The organism is Paenibacillus sp. JCM 9796 (genome assembly GCF_055379675.1).
The window spans coordinates 4,331,577-4,348,887 of record NZ_AP043723.1; the positions used below are offsets into that span (position 1 = coordinate 4,331,577).

Annotated in this window: 12 protein-coding genes; 8 read left to right on the top strand and 4 right to left on the bottom strand. The window is 43.9% G+C overall.

Annotation, left to right across the window (positions count from 1 at the left end; translation table 11 throughout):
• The first annotated feature begins 111 nt into the window (after positions 1-111).
• From ACZ439_RS20860 to ACZ439_RS20875, 4 genes are all read left to right on the top strand, one after another.
• Positions 112-2,652 (top strand): DEAD/DEAH box helicase, encoded by a 2,541-nt coding sequence (locus ACZ439_RS20860; protein WP_464621151.1) that lies wholly within the window; start codon positions 112-114, stop codon positions 2,650-2,652.
• 39 nt (positions 2,653-2,691) lie between these two features.
• The gene (locus tag ACZ439_RS20865; RefSeq protein ID WP_054797326.1) at positions 2,692-3,228 is read left to right on the top strand and encodes an HD domain-containing protein; all 537 of its coding nucleotides are present in this window, start codon (positions 2,692-2,694) and stop codon (positions 3,226-3,228) included.
• Positions 3,229-3,379: 151 nt separating this feature from the next.
• Entirely contained in the window at positions 3,380-5,740 is a 2,361-nt protein-coding gene (locus tag ACZ439_RS20870) for an AAA family ATPase (RefSeq protein ID WP_464620114.1), read from the top strand.
• Complete coding sequence (locus ACZ439_RS20875) at positions 5,740-7,026, top strand: McrC family protein (protein ID WP_464620115.1); 1,287 nt, start codon at positions 5,740-5,742, stop codon at positions 7,024-7,026. Before ACZ439_RS20870 ends, ACZ439_RS20875 begins: the two co-directional genes overlap by 1 nt.
• Positions 7,027-7,390: 364 nt before the next feature.
• Here ACZ439_RS20875 and ACZ439_RS20880 read toward each other — a convergent pair whose 3' ends face one another.
• The 3 genes from ACZ439_RS20880 to ACZ439_RS20890 are packed head-to-tail and all read right to left on the bottom strand — an operon-like array spanning position 7,391 to position 10,984.
• On the bottom strand, positions 7,391-8,332 hold the full coding sequence (locus ACZ439_RS20880; RefSeq protein WP_464620116.1) for a tyrosine-type recombinase/integrase: 942 nt from the start codon (positions 8,330-8,332) through the stop codon (positions 7,391-7,393).
• Positions 8,329-9,456 (bottom strand): tyrosine-type recombinase/integrase, encoded by a 1,128-nt coding sequence (locus ACZ439_RS20885; protein WP_464620117.1) that lies wholly within the window; start codon positions 9,454-9,456, stop codon positions 8,329-8,331. The genes ACZ439_RS20880 and ACZ439_RS20885 overlap by 4 nt, the downstream gene beginning before the upstream one ends.
• 10 nt (positions 9,457-9,466) lie before the next feature.
• Positions 9,467-10,984: a tyrosine-type recombinase/integrase gene (locus tag ACZ439_RS20890; RefSeq protein ID WP_464620118.1), complete on the bottom strand. Its 1,518-nt coding sequence runs from the start codon at positions 10,982-10,984 to the stop codon at positions 9,467-9,469.
• A 275-nt stretch (positions 10,985-11,259) separates the two neighbouring features.
• Here ACZ439_RS20890 and ACZ439_RS20895 point away from each other — a divergent pair, with 275 nt between their 5' ends.
• The 4 genes from ACZ439_RS20895 (at position 11,260) to ACZ439_RS20910 (ending at position 15,439) form a co-directional block, all read left to right on the top strand.
• Positions 11,260-12,018, top strand: a complete 759-nt coding sequence (locus ACZ439_RS20895; protein ID WP_464620119.1) for a hypothetical protein — start codon at positions 11,260-11,262, stop codon at positions 12,016-12,018.
• Between the two features lie 270 nt (positions 12,019-12,288).
• Positions 12,289-13,932 carry a recombinase family protein gene (locus tag ACZ439_RS20900; protein WP_464620120.1) on the top strand — a complete coding sequence of 548 codons (1,644 nt, stop codon included), beginning with the start codon at positions 12,289-12,291 and terminating at the stop codon, positions 13,930-13,932.
• Complete coding sequence (gene sigK / locus ACZ439_RS20905) at positions 13,886-14,422, top strand: RNA polymerase sporulation sigma factor SigK (RefSeq protein ID WP_328108706.1); 537 nt, start codon at positions 13,886-13,888, stop codon at positions 14,420-14,422. The genes ACZ439_RS20900 and sigK overlap by 47 nt, the downstream gene beginning before the upstream one ends.
• 177 nt (positions 14,423-14,599) lie before the next feature.
• Positions 14,600-15,439 (top strand): hypothetical protein, encoded by an 840-nt coding sequence (locus tag ACZ439_RS20910; RefSeq protein WP_464620121.1) that lies wholly within the window; start codon positions 14,600-14,602, stop codon positions 15,437-15,439.
• Between the two features lie 566 nt (positions 15,440-16,005).
• Here ACZ439_RS20910 and ACZ439_RS20915 read toward each other — a convergent pair.
• Positions 16,006-17,226 (bottom strand): IS256 family transposase, encoded by a 1,221-nt coding sequence (locus tag ACZ439_RS20915; protein WP_127608444.1) that lies wholly within the window; start codon positions 17,224-17,226, stop codon positions 16,006-16,008.
• Positions 17,227-17,311: the final 85 nt, after the last annotated feature.

A 17,311-nucleotide genomic window follows, 5' to 3' on the forward strand; every position in this document is an offset into this window, starting at 1 on the left:
AACGGGATTCGAGTTTCAGAATGGCGCTCCCTTGAACCCGATACGGAGTCCTATATAAACAAACCATCCGGCGTTTATTGTTCACATGATAGACATTCAATCTTGGACGACATGCTGACACCGGAAGAAATGGAATTGCTCATAGACCGCAGACTTCCCGTACAACAAACATTCGATAGTGAAAATCTCGTTCAGAATTTGCTCGAACTCGGAACTCGTATTCGAAGTGACGTCCACGTGCATCAAATTGACGCCAACCAAGGCGCTTATGCTGACCAAATCCTTATGCCCAGTTGGCTGCAGCGGAAGCTTCATTCTCTGGGGATTAATAAACTGTATGAGCATCAAGGGGAAGCTATACAGAACATCCGTGAAGGCAGAAATGTCGTTCTCTGCACGAAAACCGCATCTGGAAAATCATTGGCGTACAATGTTCCCATCATCGAAAAATTGGTTGCTGATCCGAATGCCTGTGCGCTTTATTTGGCCCCGTTCAAGGCATTAGTCGAGGACCAGTACGCTCACTTGAAAAAATGGGCTGATGATGTAGAAGAGCAGGGGAATCAAATCTCGCTTAATGGATTTTCTCGATTCTCTGTTAATGGACAGCAATTATCCGTTGGGGTTCTCCACGGGCAACGTAACGTTCCAGAGCATATGAGAAAAGATCAGGCATCTAGCTTCGTGTTCTCTGAGGGGCGCTATTGGCTGACCAACGTACACTATCTGCATTTAATTCTTCAAGGTGCAGGTTCGCCTAAGGGAAAAGGCCCTGGGCTGTTGCGCTTTCTGCAAAATCTTCGGTTTGTCGTCATTGATGAGCTGCATCAATACTCAGGCTTGTTAGGTTCAAAGGTTTCTTTGGTCCTTCGCAGATTAAGAATGTTATGTGACAGGTTGGGGAATAAAAACGTCCAGTTTATTGCCTGCTCGGCTACCATTGCTAATCCAAAGTATCTAGCTGAAGAATTAACAGGAATGCGTGGACTGAAAGGATTTCATGAAATATCGGGTGTACAAGCGCCAGTAAAGAAGAAAGCGATTTTGATGTGGAATCCGGGCTTATCAGACGATGAGCAGAAGAAAAGGGCTGTTGTTTCCGATCTCTATGAAATTCTGCGCACGATCTACAAGGATGGAAGATGGCCGAGAAGTATCATTTTCACAAGCAACCGCCAGCAAGCCCAGCTTTTAAGTCGTGAAATAAACATGATACTGCGCAGCCACCTTCATGATCATGGCGGGCTTTCGGCAGACGAACCACATGAGTTTTTTCTGCCGTACCATGCATACCTCACGCAAGAAGTTAAAGAACGAACCATACAAAAACTTGAGCAAGGCGAGATCCTTGGAGTGGTCACTACTAGCGCCCTAGAGGTCGGAATTGATGTGAAGTGTCTGGATGTATGTATCTTACTCGGATACCCTGGCTCCCAGGCTTCCTTTTGGCAGCAGGCTGGACGAGTGGGACGCAGCAGAGACGGTGTGGTGATTATGATGCTTCAGGAAGAGCCATTGCAGCAATACTTTGCCCGCAATCCTGAAGAATTCTTTAAGCTCCCGCCTGAATCAGCAGCGATTAATACAACGAATCCCAAGCTATTAAAGGAGCATCTCGCATACGCAGCTCACGAACTGGGAGGAACGTTGACCAATGCTATGAATTATGTTCGCTCTTCGGCGCTTCGCAAAGTGGTTGCGGAAGCAAGCGACCAGTGGCAGCAGATCGAAGGAAAACTCCTCTATCATGGTGAAACGCCAAGATATCAAACTTTGTTTACAATGGGGGCTACTTATACGGTTGTAACCAAGAACGGCTGGAATGAGGACATCTTGTTTCAAAGTGTAGATGAGCGTTCCTTAATAAGAGATTATCACGTGGATGCAGTATTTCTGGGACCTGACAATCGTACCTTCTATAAGGTCAAGTGGGTCAACGGTAAGCAACGCAAAGTGGTTGTGGAGCCGGTAAGAACGGATTATCATACCCGCGGAATTGTTCGCGATAGCATTGAAATCCATGACATAACCAATCCACTGAGAAGTGACGCGGCGATCAAATCCAATCTTGGAAGCATCATCGTAAAACGAAGTACATTTGGCTACAAAAAAATCTACAATCACGGCGCAACGCCTCCCGAAACTGTGCAATTAACAAACACATATCCTGTCAGTTTCCAAACAGAGGCATTTTGGCTGATGTGGGACCACCAAGGAAGGGATGAACTTAAGGGTCTGCTCAAGGATGTGCAGAATTGCGAATCCATTGACTTGGAGAACTTGGTTGAGGGAAGCCTTCATGCCGTTGAACATGCCATAGCTTCGGCGATACCGGCTGTTGTAAGGTGCAGTATGGCCGATTTTCAACACACTTCTTTTTATTCTGGCTCTGCCTTATTTGGAATGCCCGGGATGTTCTTCTATGACAGCCAAGCAGGAGGCGGTTCGGGTATAGTCGAGGTTGTCGCTGAAAAGTTCGGGGTTCTATTGGAGAAAGCCCAACAGATCATTAGCAGCTGTGGTTGTTCGGACGGCTGCCCATCCTGCATTCAGCTGTTTCATTGTGAGAAGCAGAATGAGCCGCTGCATAAGGCTGGGGCTTTGCTGGTTCTTAATCACCTGCAAAAATATCCGGTTTGCAACCATTCATGAGAAACTGATCTTTGAAATTGAAGGGAGGAAACCGTGTCCATGACTTTAATCGATAAGGCAATTGAGTTTGCTGCCGTTGCACATCGGGAACAGCGCCGAAAAGGCACAGTGATACCATACATTAGTCATCCTTATGCTGTGGGCATGATTTTGCAGCGGGCAGGTTGTTCGGAGGAAGTTGTCGCGGCTGGAATTTTGCATGACACGTTGGAAGATACCGATACAACGGAGGAGGATTTACTGGCCTTCTTCGGTCCTAAAGTATTGGAAATCGTAAAAGGCTGCTCAGAACCGGACAAAGGTGCATCATGGGAGGAAAGAAAGCAGCATACGCTCGATGAACTTAAACATGCAACCGTTGCTATTCGGCAGACGTCCTGTGCAGACAAACTACACAATATTCGTTCGATTAAGAGGGACTTGAAGCAGTACGGTGAGGAGGCATGGTCTCGTTTCAAACGAGGACGTGATAGTCAGGAATGGTACTATAAGGGGCTGGTGGAAAGCCTCGGGTACAAATCACGGTTTAAGTTGCTTGAAGAGTCCCGAAATATGAGGCAGACTTCGATCGTCTAGCTAACTATTTGGTGGAACGCGGGATCGAGTTTCAGTCGAATAGTGAAGGGCCAATCCTGATCGGCTTCTGCACAGCGCTGATGCAGCTATTGAACTTATATCCGCATGAGATTTATCATCATTTCAATAAATGAAATCGAGGAGATCCAATATGAGCAAAGTATATTTCGGCAAGTTTGACAGTAGAAGACCGCATCAAATCCAAGAGAAGTATTACGCCGCCGGCGCCAAGGAGAGTACCTGGTACGGAGGGATCGAACCGGGGGATTTCGTGTTTGTGGTGACCAATGCCAACGTAATTGCGTTATGGAAAGTGAGGGAATATGGGCATAAGGTAAATCCTATTAATCCGTCGGATACAGGTGTTGTTTTTTTCGAAGAAATCAAGCGGTTGCCGCATCCTGTACCCGTCGTGCAATTTATTAAAAGTCCATATTTCAATTTGGATCTCAACTTGCTTAATAAAATTAACAAAGCTACTCCAGGTCACGGTTTCTTTCCCATTGAGACAACCTCGGCGTTTCCCATGGAAAACTGGGATCAGCTTTCTTTTACATCGGTTCGTCGTTATTACGTCACACTAAGTTCTCAACTCCCGCCAGTTGCAGAAAACGACATCATGGTTGTAATCGACAATCTCGTAACATCAAGAATAGTCGGGATATTGGAATGGAAGAATGGACAATCCCAACCTTATGCCAGTTTGCAGAAACTGTACGAGGACAAAAATTCCGTCAATGAACGGTATACATTGCTACAGTTGCTTGAATTTGCCGAAGAGGAAGCGCCGATTAAACGTAACTATTTGAAAAGCGTCCTGAATGAATTGGAAAAGCAAGGTTATTTTGTAGTGGATAATCCTATTCGCCTTTATGACAACGTATTGGTTGGCCGCCGCAAGACACCGATCAGCAAACCGAATATGGAAGTTGGAACTGATGGGAAAACGCCAATCACGCATGCGTTAGAATCTTCGGATGTCGAGGACGCGCCGGAATTGTTTGAACAATACCGTGCGTATGCTGAGTTGCTGGATTTCAACCCCAATTTGATTTTATACGGACCGCCGGGAACAGGGAAGACGTTCGCTACGAAGAACATCATTGAAGCGTTTGAGTATACATTCCGTAAACGATATATCCCGTTCGTCCAAGTTGAACGGGAAGAACGGGTACGTTTCATCACTTTCCACCAGTCCTACTCGTATGAGGAATTTATTGAGGGTATTCGCCCCCAATTGGAAGAAGACATGAAGCAAGACGAAGCAGGTGGTGAGATTCGGTACCGTGTGGAGCCTGGCGTTCTGAAAAAGATGGTGGAAGAAGCGTCAGCACAAATTATCAAAGCGGAATCTGAGTCCTCCGGTATTTCGGGAGCCGAGTTCATACATTCGGGATCCCGTGTCTGGAAAGTATCGCTCGGCCGCCGCAACAGCGATCACATTTACAACCAATGTAAAGCAGGCAAACAAATAGCGGTCGATTTTCTCGATCACATCGACCTTACAGACAAATCATATGACGAAATTTATTCCTTGCTTGAGAATGAGCGGGATGATGGGGCTCAAAAGCCTACAATGGACGCCAATACGCTAGATACTCTCATTAACCAAATGGAACGAGGTGATATCGTTTTTGTCTATGATGGCCCTCGGACGATTCGGGATATTGGTGTGATAACGGGGGATTATGCTTATATAAAAGGACAGGTGGCACCGCACGTCAGACCGGTTGCATGGTTGAAAGAATTTACGGAGCCCGCGGATATTTACGATATGAACGGCGGAGTAAGTCTTACTCTCAAAACGATTTACGAACTTCCCCGAATTCACATGTCCGACGTTCAGAAATTGATCGGTATTTCCAACGATATAAATAAAACGGTTAAGACACAGCAGCATCAGCAAAAACCATACTATTTGATCATCGATGAAATCAACCGAGGTAACATCTCTAAAATCTTTGGCGAACTGATAACATTGATTGAAAAGGACAAAAGGCAAACGGTCAGCACGATCTTGCCCTATTCCAAAAAGCCTTTCTCGTTGCCTAGGAACCTGTATATTATCGGTACGATGAATACTTCCGATCGATCGATCGCGATGCTGGATACCGCGCTAAGAAGACGGTTCGTATTCGCGGAAATGGAACCAGATTATGCGGTTTTCGAACAAAATACAGCAAAAGTGGGCTCGGTGGAACTTGCAAGTCTTTTGCGCAGCCTTAACGAAAAAATATCGGAGAAGCTGGATCGAGACCATCGGATCGGCCACGCCTATTTGATGGATGTTTTAACGATCGATGATCTTTTTAAGAGCTGGTATTATAAAATTTTGCCATTAATCGCTGAATACTTCTACAACGATGTCGCTGCTATTCAGTCGGTTGTTGGAACCAAGTTCTTCGAGAAATCCGGAAGCATGCGGTTCTTAAGCACGCAGCCTTCCGATAAAGATACGGTTTCCGACTTCGAGAAGGCCTTGTTGACCCTCTATAAAGGAATAGAAGACTGATGCCGAAACTCATCACCGTCTTTGAAGACAGGTATTCGTTGGAACCAATCTCGAATGAACATAGGATGGAATTATCTTCGTTGGAGTCCATTTGGGGAAGGCAAAATATTAGCTTCAGTGTAGATAACCGAGTGCTGCTAAGGAAGTATGTTGGATTTATCGCCACTCCTTCCTTGCAGCTACAGATTCTGCCCAAACTTTATGAAGATGCGGCATCCGCTGAAGACTTCGAAGAGGAAAAACGTTCGTCCGTTCGGATGCTGTTCCGTTTGCTGGCATCTAGCGGGTTCCTTTCAGTCAAAGATATTCCGGATCCTCAACTTATAGCGGCTATGAACGGAGATTTGCTGGAGATTTTCATTCACATTTTCATTAAGAGGTTCTTGGAACTCTTTCAGAAGCAAATTCATCGTCAATATGAAGATTTTGAGGGCAACCTGGCCTTCATTAGAGGAAGGATCCTTTTTCAGCGGCAGTTGCTCAGGAATGGGGGATTTAAGCATAAGCATTATGTTAGTTATCAGGAATTCACGGAAGACAATCTGCTTAACCAAATCATTAAAGCCACAATGATTTCACTTAGAACATTGACGAAAAACGAGGAAAACAAAACTTGTTTGAGCCATGCGCTTTTGCTTTTAGAGGATATCTGTCCCATCCGGCTTACCGAATCGATGTTCCAAAGAGTACGATTCAATCGGTTAAACGAAGACTATCGCCCGGTGTTTGAACTCGCTAAGATGTTTTACCTTAACCGTCAACCTGGGGTCCATGCGGGCGACGAGCGTACCTTTACCTTTTTGATCCCATTGAATCAATTATTTGAGTTCTCGTTATATCAATGGTTGGATAAAGGGTTATCTTCGGATGATTGGGTGGTCCGTTATCAGACGCCACAACGTTACTTGGATGCTGAAAAAGAGGTTTTTCTGCTCAGACCCGATATTACAATCGCATGCAGCCGAGCAGGATCAGACACACCAATCGAAATGATTGTAGATGCGAAATATAAAAATCCCATTTCTGAAGAGAATACTCGACTTTCGGAGTCGGATGTTTACCAAATGTTGGCCTACGCAGTCCGTTATCAATGCAATCGGTTGTTTCTGGTATACCCAGTTTTCCGTGCGAATAAATATTTCCGGAATCCGCTAGCAACCTATTTGATACATAACGGAAATCAGGAGATCCGGATATCAGCTCTTCATATTGACATTGCTTCCGAAGACCTGGATCAAATACAAAAAGAGTTCATAAAGTTAATATGCCATTTTTTTGAGAGTTAAGAAGGGAGCATGAAATGAAAGTTCCGGAAGAGGCTAGTCCTTATGAGATACGAGAACTAGCCGAGCAACAGTGACCTTTGCTATTATTGATTTCAAAGCACATCCACTATATAATAAATTTGTTCCTTCTATCGCTTCTGTTCCCAACGGAAGCCTAATGAGTGGCCATCCTCTGGCCCAAATCATGTCCTCGCGGGACAGTTAATTGATACCATTTCCTCGAGCCAGGTGCTTTCGGTATCCAATTCCCTTTATGGTGATTAATTACAACACGGGAGTAGTCTGTCCTTGTGTACTATAATTGTTCAAATAATGAACCCGAATGAAGCATGTTTTCTTTGCTTTCTTCGGGTTCTTTTTGTTGTTATTCAATTAGAGTTGAGCACGCGTCGTTCAACAGCTTGGCAGCGTCAACTGGAGGAACATATCGCAAAGTTGTCGACAGCTGCTTATGGCGTAGTTGTCGTTTTATAGCGATAATGTCAATCCCGCTGCTCTGCATCAAGTATGCCGTTGTATGTCGAAAACTATGGGCAGTGACTGTCTTTTGTATACCGGCCTCTAGGCAAAGATTCTTGATGATTCGGTTTAATGCTGCTTTTGTTAGTGGTCGATTGTTTTCAAAGAAAACCTCGGAATGTCCGGAATTCTGCCATTCTTCTACAACCGGATGATGCAAATAACGCTCCAACTCAACAACGAGGGAATCGGGCATATAAACGACTTCGGAGGAGGTTTTCTGCCCTTTGTTCACCAGAATAACCTTGCGCTCAAAATCAATCTGTTCGTACGTTAGCTGTATAATCTCCCTGTTTCGAAGAGCGGTCGTTGACATTAGCAATATGAGGATATAGAACTTCCGGACAAATGGATCGGCTTTAAGCGCTGCTTGAAATAATCGCTGACATTCACCAATGGAGAGGGAACGATCTATTATTCGGCGTTCATAGTACGGATTCGGAAAATTCTTCATGGGGTTTTGTTTAATCATCCCAAGACCGTGAAGTAACGTGAAAAAATGTTTCAGGTAAACAATGTTATTGAAGATAGTATTCTTGCTTGCCTGAAACCTCTTCTTGAGAAACTGGATATAACCGTCAATACATTCAGTATCGATCGGGTGATAAGTCTCGGATTCAGTATCATAATAAAATTTATCGAAATCCAGCTCTCCCTCAAAGTCTAAGCTCAGATATTGTTCAAATTTCATGAACTGGCGACTATAAGCGTAAATTGCAGAATCCTTGAGATGGGTATGTTTTTTCCAGTTGGCATAGTAAGGGGAATCCAATAACAAACGTTTCATTTGTTCTCCAACCTTTCTCTAATTTTTTGAATAATCTCTTGAGCAAATGGGTGTTTGTTAATGGCGTCTCGAAGTTGATCATCGAAAAGCCGCAAGTACTTCATCGTGCTGTCGATCGACTCGTGACCTAGAAGTTTTGAGAGGGTGTATATATCGATCCCTGCTTCAAGGCCTTGAACGGCAAAAGAATGACGAAAAGAGTGAGGACCTAAACGATCTTTGTCTTCCTCTTTTATCGACCGAGACTCGCGAATAATACGTTTCATAAATTGCTGAATGGCTCTAGATGTGATGGGTTTATCCCCGGCAGTGCTTGAAAAGATATAGAGCCTTTGATAATCGGAATCTGGCATCACCTCACGAGCGCGACTGTATTTTTTCTCTATAAAATCTGTGAGTATCATTAAGGCGAGCTCGTTGATTTTTCGGACTTTCTTGGTATTCTCAGCCCCTTTGGGTGTTACCTTGATTGTTTGAGTATCAGGTGTGATATCACCGATCCTTAGATGGCACAGCTCGTTTATGCGAATTCCACTCCCAAGGAAAGTCCAGATAATTGCAGTGTAAAGGCTATCATGATTACGAGATTGAGCGATCTGCAAGATTTCTGCGATCTGCACTTTAGTAAAGGCCTTTGGTGCGTCATCGTTTGACCATCGAACGCGTAGTATAGTCTTCAAGTCCCCGAGATCTTGATGCCCATAGAATTTTTTGTAAGTAGTCTTGATGAAGGTTCGAAGAAAGGAAGATTTCTTGGCTTTTGTATTAGGATCCTCATTAAGCTTAATATAGTCAGACAAGAATTCGCCGTTTGTTACCTTTTCAAACTGCGGATCGTCGCCAAACTTTTCCTTGACATGTTGCTGGAAAAGTTTCATCTCTGACCGATACGTTGTTTGCGTGGTCCGGCTAAGTCCAGAAAACTTGCTGCTTTGATAGAAAGCATCAACGGCTTCGAGAAATGAAACGTTCCGCACTGCCAGGGGCATATTAGGTTTTGTCTGTGTCTGGACAGGCAAGGTTTCCATAACTTGCCGCATTTTCTCTGGACCATAAAGACATAACAGCTGATTCAGTTGTTCTTTAAGTTCGGTATACTTTGTATCGTTGATTACTTTAGGCATGGGAACCTCCTCAGTAATTGATTTTGTTTACAGCATTTGTTAATTGATTGGAGCTCCGGTGGACGTATCGCGCAGTATTTTCTGGCCGATCATGTCTTGCCAAGTACATAAGCAATTGTGACGGGCAATCTGTACGTTCCGACAACCTGCTGATGAAAGTGTGCCTCAGTAAATGGGGACCCCCCGGATATTTCCATCCCGAGACAAAAGAATAAAGTTTGTACTGTGCCCTTAATTTGCGAATAGTTGATTGGCTGTTGTTTCCAAACAGATGGATATCCTGACCTTTGTTGACAACAAGCTTTTGAAAGTAATTCTGTAGCGGATCAGGTAAGGGTAGAATGGCCGATTTCTCGTTTTTTCCGAAGACAGAGATGGTTCTATTCTCGACATTGATATCCTGATAGTGAATGTTAGCAACTTCATGAATTCGCAAACCGAGACAAAGCATCAACCCAAAGGCTGCCAGTTCCAATGTGGGATGATCAGAATAGAGTTGGATATTATGAAAAAAACACTGGAGTTCAGCATCTGTTGGTAACTCGCGATAATAGTATCTCTCGTACGGGATTCCTGTAACATCCATTGTTATGTCTTTAGCAAGCCAGCCCAATTTATAGAGGTTAGCCAGAAGGAATCGGATATCGTAAAAACAATTGCTAACCGTTTGCTTGATATAGATCCCTTTCTTTTCTAAACGGAGTAAATATTGTTTGAATTCGAGTAGATGCTCCTCAGTAACTAATGACAATGGTAATTCGTCGCATGAAGTGCTCTGGAACTGAACGTATGTTTTATTCAACCAGTTTAAAAATAGGGCGTAACTGATTTTATATTTACCGTTAAAGCTTTTTTCCTTGACTCCTGAACGGTGTAAATCTTTAATATGCGCAGTGATAGCGGGATGATTTATATCTTGAGTCCTCTTTTTTGTAGAAATACCGTTTGTTGATTTCTTTAATTCGAACCCATTAGAGATTAATTTTCGAGCTATTGCTAGAATCATGTCACGTTGAACGAAATTGTAGGAAGAATGCTCAATGAAATTAATAAGTGCATCTTTATTTGCCAATTCTTTGTTTTGAATGGATCTAGCATCAAGCCCATAACGGGTTTTAAAAAAATCAATGAGCTCTAGTGCGTATTCCATCAAAGAAAAGTAGCTGGTGGATTTGATCGACTTTTTATTATCAAGGTAATCCAGTAGCACGGGGGCAAAGATTTTGCCTTGAATCTGGGTTGAAAAGATCCATTCATTTAATGCAAGAGAACCACTTTCTGGTGAACATATCTCGACGTCCTCTTCAGGCCAACGAAATGCATACATGGTATTCAAGAACGTGAGCACCTTCTCCCAACTAAGACTCTTAATATCATGATTGCCAGTTGGGACAGTTTGTAAACATTCTTGCGAAGTAGAGTTCTCATAAGAAGCAATCTCTGCAATAGTTTTCGCATTTTGCTTCCAATGATCCGAATACATGAATCCCAAAATATCGATATTTTTAATATTCTGATCGTTATCCATCTACATCTCTCCCTCAGATTCTGTTTCTTTGACCGTTCAGACAGCAGCTTTTGCTTAAGAAAGGAGGTGGGGCCCGATGGTCCACATCATTGATGTAAAGGTATCATTTGCTTTCGTTTTCTGTCCTGGTTGCTCCACAAATGGAGCAAAAGCTCGTTGGGTTTTCGGGTTATGCGAGGATTTCGGTCGAAAGAAACAAGAATCTGCTCCATTTGTGGAGAGTTGATGATGAGTGCTTTGATACGGGATTAAGCTGATGGAGTGTAAAGCTTAGGTTGAAGGAAGACCTTCTTCAACTAGCCTTAAAATTCATCCATGGTGAAATAGACGAAATCACTTATATCAGCAGGCATGATCGAGACTGGTATGAGGTGAAAGAACTGGCAGCTACTGACCCAATAACTTTTGGTATTCTGCTACGGAAACTATCCTTGCCTTATCGTCGAAAAGCATTGATACATGCCTTTAGTTTAAGGACAGCGGAGTTAAGAACACTCTTGCTGGGAGATTTTTCGGAATCATCTTCTACAATTTTCGACTTAACGAACCCTTTGAAATCTAGGAGATTCAGCAATGAGCTACTGGCCCAATTTGGCATCATCCACCGTGTTCCTTTTGATTGGGCTTATAAGGATAGGCTTGTTATGGAGCGATGGAACTTTAAAAATTATGATTTTAGCGGGATAGCTTTAACTTGTATGGAAGACCTGATTCCGTTATTGAGAATGGCTGAAGATCGTAATAGAGATGTAAAAGGATATGTCATCCAGACAAACACGGATCAAGAATGTTATATCCGTCTAGAATCACGAACCGATGTGATCGTCGTTGATCTATATCAAAATGACCTATTAAGTTTGGACAAACTCATGTCCGCTCTAAAATCGAAGTCCTTAACATGGTCAGGATTCATTACCCAATCCGTTGTGCCCGGGTACCGGTACTGGACATTCATTGGAGCGGAAAATGAATCGGCTATTGTTCGAATCATGGAAACGGAGTTCAAGTATATCCAAAACACCATGCGCTTGTGATAGGACAAACCGCAGACGGAATAAGGTGTATTGAGGTGAAAAGTATGGAGCGAATGCCGACAATCAAAATCGTATATGTGCCTCATACTTTATGTAGTGATTCAGTTCAAGTCTCAAACACCTTATCCGCTGCAGAGGCCAAAAATGCCGTTATCGATTACATCCTAAAGCGTTTGATCTTGAAACCGACTGAATAAGCCGGTTTTTTTGTTTCTCTCTTTGTCCATACTGGAAAGTGATAGTGATAAGAAAGGAGAAGAGCGAACCTCCATGTATACGGCCATATATCCAAGGGTTTCTACAGGCATGCAAGCCTCAGAGGGCACAAGCCTTGATGCACAAATTGAGATTTGCATGCGGAAAGCGAAAGACTTGGGAATTCCCGAATCCATGATCAAAGTTTATCGCGAAGAAGGATTCACAGGTGAAGATATCGATCGGCCCGCCATGAATGAATTCAGACAAGATGTTGCGCAAGGGCTGGTCCGTCGCTTGATTGTTACCCACCCCGACCGGTTGACCAGGGACTTGACGGATAAATTAATCCTTTGCCGTGAGCTGGAGCGGAGCAATATCGAGCTGGTGTTCGTGGACACGGAATACCGGAATACGCCGGAAGGGCAGCTTTTCTTTAACCTGATGAGTTCCATAGCACAATACGAGTTGTCTTTAATCAAGAAGCGGACGGTACGCGGAAGACTCAAAGCGGTGGAAAAAGATAAGAAGATCATGCCCATGCGTGTGGCTCCCTATGGATATGATCTTCATGAAAATACCTTGATTATCAATGCGCAGGAAGCCGAATTTGTCCAGAAGATATACCACTGGTATGTTCATGAGAACTATACGCTTCGTGAAATCGGGGATCGACTCTATGCGTTGGGGGCAGTACCCAAACGAGGGGAAAGCAGGAACTGGAGCGCCAGTTCCATTAGAAGGGTTCTTACTTCTGAGGTGTACATCGGCAAGTTCTATTACAATCGTAGAGAAACCCGGAAGATTCGCGGGGAGAAAACCAAGAACGGCACACCGAAAAAAACATATGCCTTTCGCGAGGAAAAGGACTGGATCGAGGTTACCGTGCCAAGTATCATTGACCCGCAACTGTTTGAATTAGCCCAGGTGCAGAAAGAGATAAACATGAAACGGTCAGGAAATGTAAAGTATGAGTATTTGTTAAAATCCATGATCCGGTGTGGACATTGCGGCAGAATGTGGCAAGCAACTACTTATACAGGCCGGGTAAATAAAGAAACGGGAGAAAAGATCCGTTACACATGCTACAGATGTCCAAACCTCTTCCCAAAGAAGTATGGTGAAGGAGTTGAGAAGTGCCCAACTCAAACGTTGCGCGCCGATATGTTGGATCATTACGTCTGGCAGCTCATTTTGGAGACATTGTCTAATCCCGATGATTATATGGAGCGGCTGCAAAGCAAATCGAATGAGATTAACCTGGAACTTCAATCCGCCGCGGACCACATCAAACGTCAGCTGGAGCAGAAGGAGAAGGAAAAGGAAAAAATCAAAATCATGTTCAAGCGGGAGGTCATTGATGAGCAGGAGATGCTTACCGAAATGCAAAAGATTAATGCCGGACTAAAGTCGTTGGAGCAAGAGCTTGCCGGGTACGAAAAGCAGTTGTCAGAACAAGCGGAGAAGGAAATATCGGCCAATCGGATTGCCGAGGTCTCCAAGGCTGTCCGATACTTTATCGAGAGCGCCGGCGACGAGCTTACCCTTGAGGAGAAGCGACATATCCTGGAGACCCTGGTTGATGAAGTTATTATTCGCTACGACGGGAACGAAGTACAGATTACTGCAGTCGGAGCACTAGATGAGTTAAAACGCCAACAATTTATTCAGCATGAGGATGACATCGGTTCGTGTTCACAACCTCAAAAAATTCGATAATACAGGGGAAGATTTGGAGGATTTGATCTCGATCGGTACGATCGGGCTGATCAAAGCGATCGAGTCGTTCTCGCCGAACAAAGGAACGAAGTTGGCTACATTTGCAGCTCGTTGTATCGAAAACGAAATCCTGATGCATTTACGATCCCTGAAGAAAACAAAGAAGGATGTATCCCTTCATGACCCCATAGGAACGGACAAGGAGGGAAATGAGATTACGCTGATCGACATTCTCGGCTCGGAGGCGGACGATGTTGCGGATAAGGTCGAGCTGAAGATTGAGAAGAGCAAAATATACCGCAACCTCGATATCCTGGATGAGCGGGAGCGGGAGGTTGTCGTCGGCCGGTTCGGGCTGGAGCATGGCGGCGAGGAGCGGACGCAGCGGGAGATTGCGAAGGAGCTTGGGATTTCGCGTTCCTATGTGTCACGGATCGAGAAGAGGGCGCTGATGAAGCTGTATCATGAGTTTTATAAGGCAAAGCGGTGAAGAGGGGGCAACCCCTCTTCTATATTTTTCATCAGCGGTGGACAAGCAAGCGCAATGAGGAAATAGATTGCTACTCCGCCGCGCTAATTTGAGCAACCCAAGTATACATTCTATTAATTTGTAAATAATTGTACTAGATTCATAATCTAATAGTTTCATAGAAAGGATGCGAACGATTTGACTGTACGCGGAATCGAGGGGTTTATCCAGTCCGGCTCATACAGAGAATTAAAACAATTAGAAGCAAAAGCTAAAATTTTGAAAGGCATGATTCGTGATGAACAATCGGCACTAAAGAGAAAACGGATGGTTTGGAAGAGGCTTAGGGTGGTCGGACAATTTCAATATTTCAGTATGTATGAGTATAATCAGTTAGAATTGAACGAATACCTTTACGATCTTGGCCTTCTGCCTGAAATCGCTTCGGTTGATGGGAATTTATTATCCAATGCGCAAGTTGCGGAGCTTAAGCGATTCTGTATTCCTGGCAACAAGTATGTGCGATATACACCGAATCGTATGGGAAGGGTCGATTGTTCTTTGTCTGATGACGAATATAAATCTTATTTTAGCTTGCCATTGATGAATAAGGTGGGTTTTTGGAGAGAATTGCATGAAAGAAAGGAGGCGTTAAGCTTAGCTTGGGGCAATGAACGTGTACTAGCATTAGATACGAAAGGCTTTCAGGAGTCAAGTAGTATCCCTTTGGAATTAGGGACACTTTCTTTACTAACGACACCGGTGAGCTACCGAGCATTAGATGTCCTCCAATCATTGGGCCCTGATACATTAATTCAGTGCGCAAAAGTTGATCAAGAAAAACTAGATGAGTATGCAGCAAGGGGATACTTGAAAAAATCAGAGCTCAAGTCATTCAGAAAGTTGGTGGATGTTCAAGAAAGATACCTTCTGATGACCTTGCAGCGCGAAGTGGAGAGGCGATTATACTGGAATTCAAAATTAAACAGACTCTCCATGTTGAGTCAATTATCAAACTTGCGCGATAGCAGCTATTAGGTATTTTATTCACAAGATATTAACATGTTCAACATGTAAAAAGCGGTACAAGGCTTCAATTTCATTTATTTATTAACATATCCACATAGGAGATTATCCACAAATAGTCTGACTTGGTCTGTTCACAATGTCAAAAAATTCGACAATACCGGCGAAGAGATGGAAGATTGATCTCTATTGGGACGATTGGATTGATTAAGGCGATAGAGTCATTTTCTCTGGACTTAAGCGGTGAGATTAAGTTTTGAATGGAAGGGATGATAAAAATCCTTTCCGTTATCTAATTGACTCAACTTTCGCAGCATGAAATCGGCAAACAAGCCTTGATGTAACTGGGCAAAACGGCAATCCATTGCTGGAGTTGACGCTGTATCAGAGCCGAAAGCTTTTTGCGAGTCTGTCAATAATTTTGTGTAATCTCTCTTTCCCGAGTCTAGTAACAGTGAGCCGCGGCTTGACTTGGAACCTCCGGCAGGCATGATGTCCTTGCGAAAGGGCGAATAGCTGAAGACTAATTCGCACCGGCATCCAGCCTATCATGCCTGCCCCTCCAAGTAAAGCCGCTTTTAACGTACTTGAACGCGTTCTGGATAGTATACCGTGAGTTGCAGCAAAATCTGTCCCCAGTTTTGCACGCGGCCCGTCCACCTTTTTAGTACGTCCATCGTGGAAAGATATAACATTTTTAAAAGCGATTCATCCGTTGGAAAAATGCTCTTGCCTTTCGTGACTTTGCGAAGCTGCCGATGGTAGCTTTCGATCATGTTCGTCGTGTAGATGAGCTTCCGAAGTTCCGGAGGATACTTGAAGAAAGTCGACAATTCATCCCAGTTCTGCCTCCATGATTTCACTAACAGGGGATATTTACTTCCCCAGGTCTCTTCAAAACGATCCAGCTCCAGCAGAGCAGCTTCTTCCGTAGCCGCCTTGTAAATGGGTTTAAGGTCAGCCGTCACCTTCTTGAGATCTTTGTAGGATACGTATCGCGTGCTGTTTCGAATCTGATGAATGATACATTTTTGAATCTCCGTTTGCGGGTAGCATGCAGAGATGGCCTGGGTGAAGCCCGTTAGGTTGTCTACACAGGCAATGAGAATGTCCTGCACTCCACGATTCTTGAGATCATTCAGTACGCTGAGCCAGAACTTGGCGGATTCATTCTCGCCAATCCAAATGCCGAGTACGTCTTTATTGCCTTCCAGATCAATCCCAATGACCATATAGGCCGCTTTGTTTACAATATGCCCGTCCTGCTTTACTTTAAAGTGGATCGCGTCCAAGAAGACAACCGTGTAGATGTTTTGTAGCGGCCGGTTTTGCCATTCCTTAATGATGGGAACAATTTTATTTGTAACGTTTGAAATGAGTGTAGGTGAAACCTCAACGCCATACAGATTCAGCAGGTGATCTTGAATATCTCGCGTGCTTACTCCCTTAGCATAGAGAGCCACAATTTGGTCTTCAATCCCTGTGACATTGGTTTGATGCTTCTTCACCACAACCGGATCAAACTCGCCCAAGCGGTCACGAGGCACTTGGATTTCAATGTCCCCATACTCCGAAGATACGGTTTTCTTGCTGTAACCATTGCGGCTGTTCTTTGTTTTTTTGCTTTTGGCATCGTAACGATCATACGCTAGCTGCGTATCCAACTCAGCTTGGAGCGCCTCTTCAAGTACGTCCTTAAACAATTCCTTCAAGGTTGTTTGAATGTGTTCAACCGATTGAAAGTTGTGTTCTTTTACAAACTCACGCAAATCCTTTTTGGTCCAAAACTTCTCGATCATGTCTTCGTACCTCCACCGGGTTTTCTATGATAAAAGTATGCCCATTTTTCCCCGGTTTAAGAGGTTACACGATTTATTTTACAGA

Bases quoted from the DNA above. Each gene is read 5' to 3' on its own strand.
- ACZ439_RS20915 (WP_127608444.1), bottom strand. From the start codon at position 17,226: ATGATCGAGAAGTTTTGGACCAAAAAGGATTTGCGTGAGTTTGTAAAA.
- ACZ439_RS20875 (WP_464620115.1), top strand. From the start codon at position 5,740: ATGCCGAAACTCATCACCGTCTTTGAAGACAGGTATTCGTTGGAACCA.
- sigK (WP_328108706.1), top strand. From the start codon at position 13,886: ATGAGGATGACATCGGTTCGTGTTCACAACCTCAAAAAATTCGATAAT.
- ACZ439_RS20865 (WP_054797326.1), top strand. From the start codon at position 2,692: ATGACTTTAATCGATAAGGCAATTGAGTTTGCTGCCGTTGCACATCGG.
- ACZ439_RS20890 (WP_464620118.1), bottom strand. From the start codon at position 10,984: ATGGATAACGATCAGAATATTAAAAATATCGATATTTTGGGATTCATG.
- ACZ439_RS20860 (WP_464621151.1), top strand. From the start codon at position 112: ATGCTGACACCGGAAGAAATGGAATTGCTCATAGACCGCAGACTTCCC.
- ACZ439_RS20885 (WP_464620117.1), bottom strand. From the start codon at position 9,456: ATGCCTAAAGTAATCAACGATACAAAGTATACCGAACTTAAAGAACAA.
- ACZ439_RS20870 (WP_464620114.1), top strand. From the start codon at position 3,380: ATGAGCAAAGTATATTTCGGCAAGTTTGACAGTAGAAGACCGCATCAA.
- ACZ439_RS20880 (WP_464620116.1), bottom strand. From the start codon at position 8,332: ATGAAACGTTTGTTATTGGATTCCCCTTACTATGCCAACTGGAAAAAA.
- ACZ439_RS20900 (WP_464620120.1), top strand. From the start codon at position 12,289: ATGTATACGGCCATATATCCAAGGGTTTCTACAGGCATGCAAGCCTCA.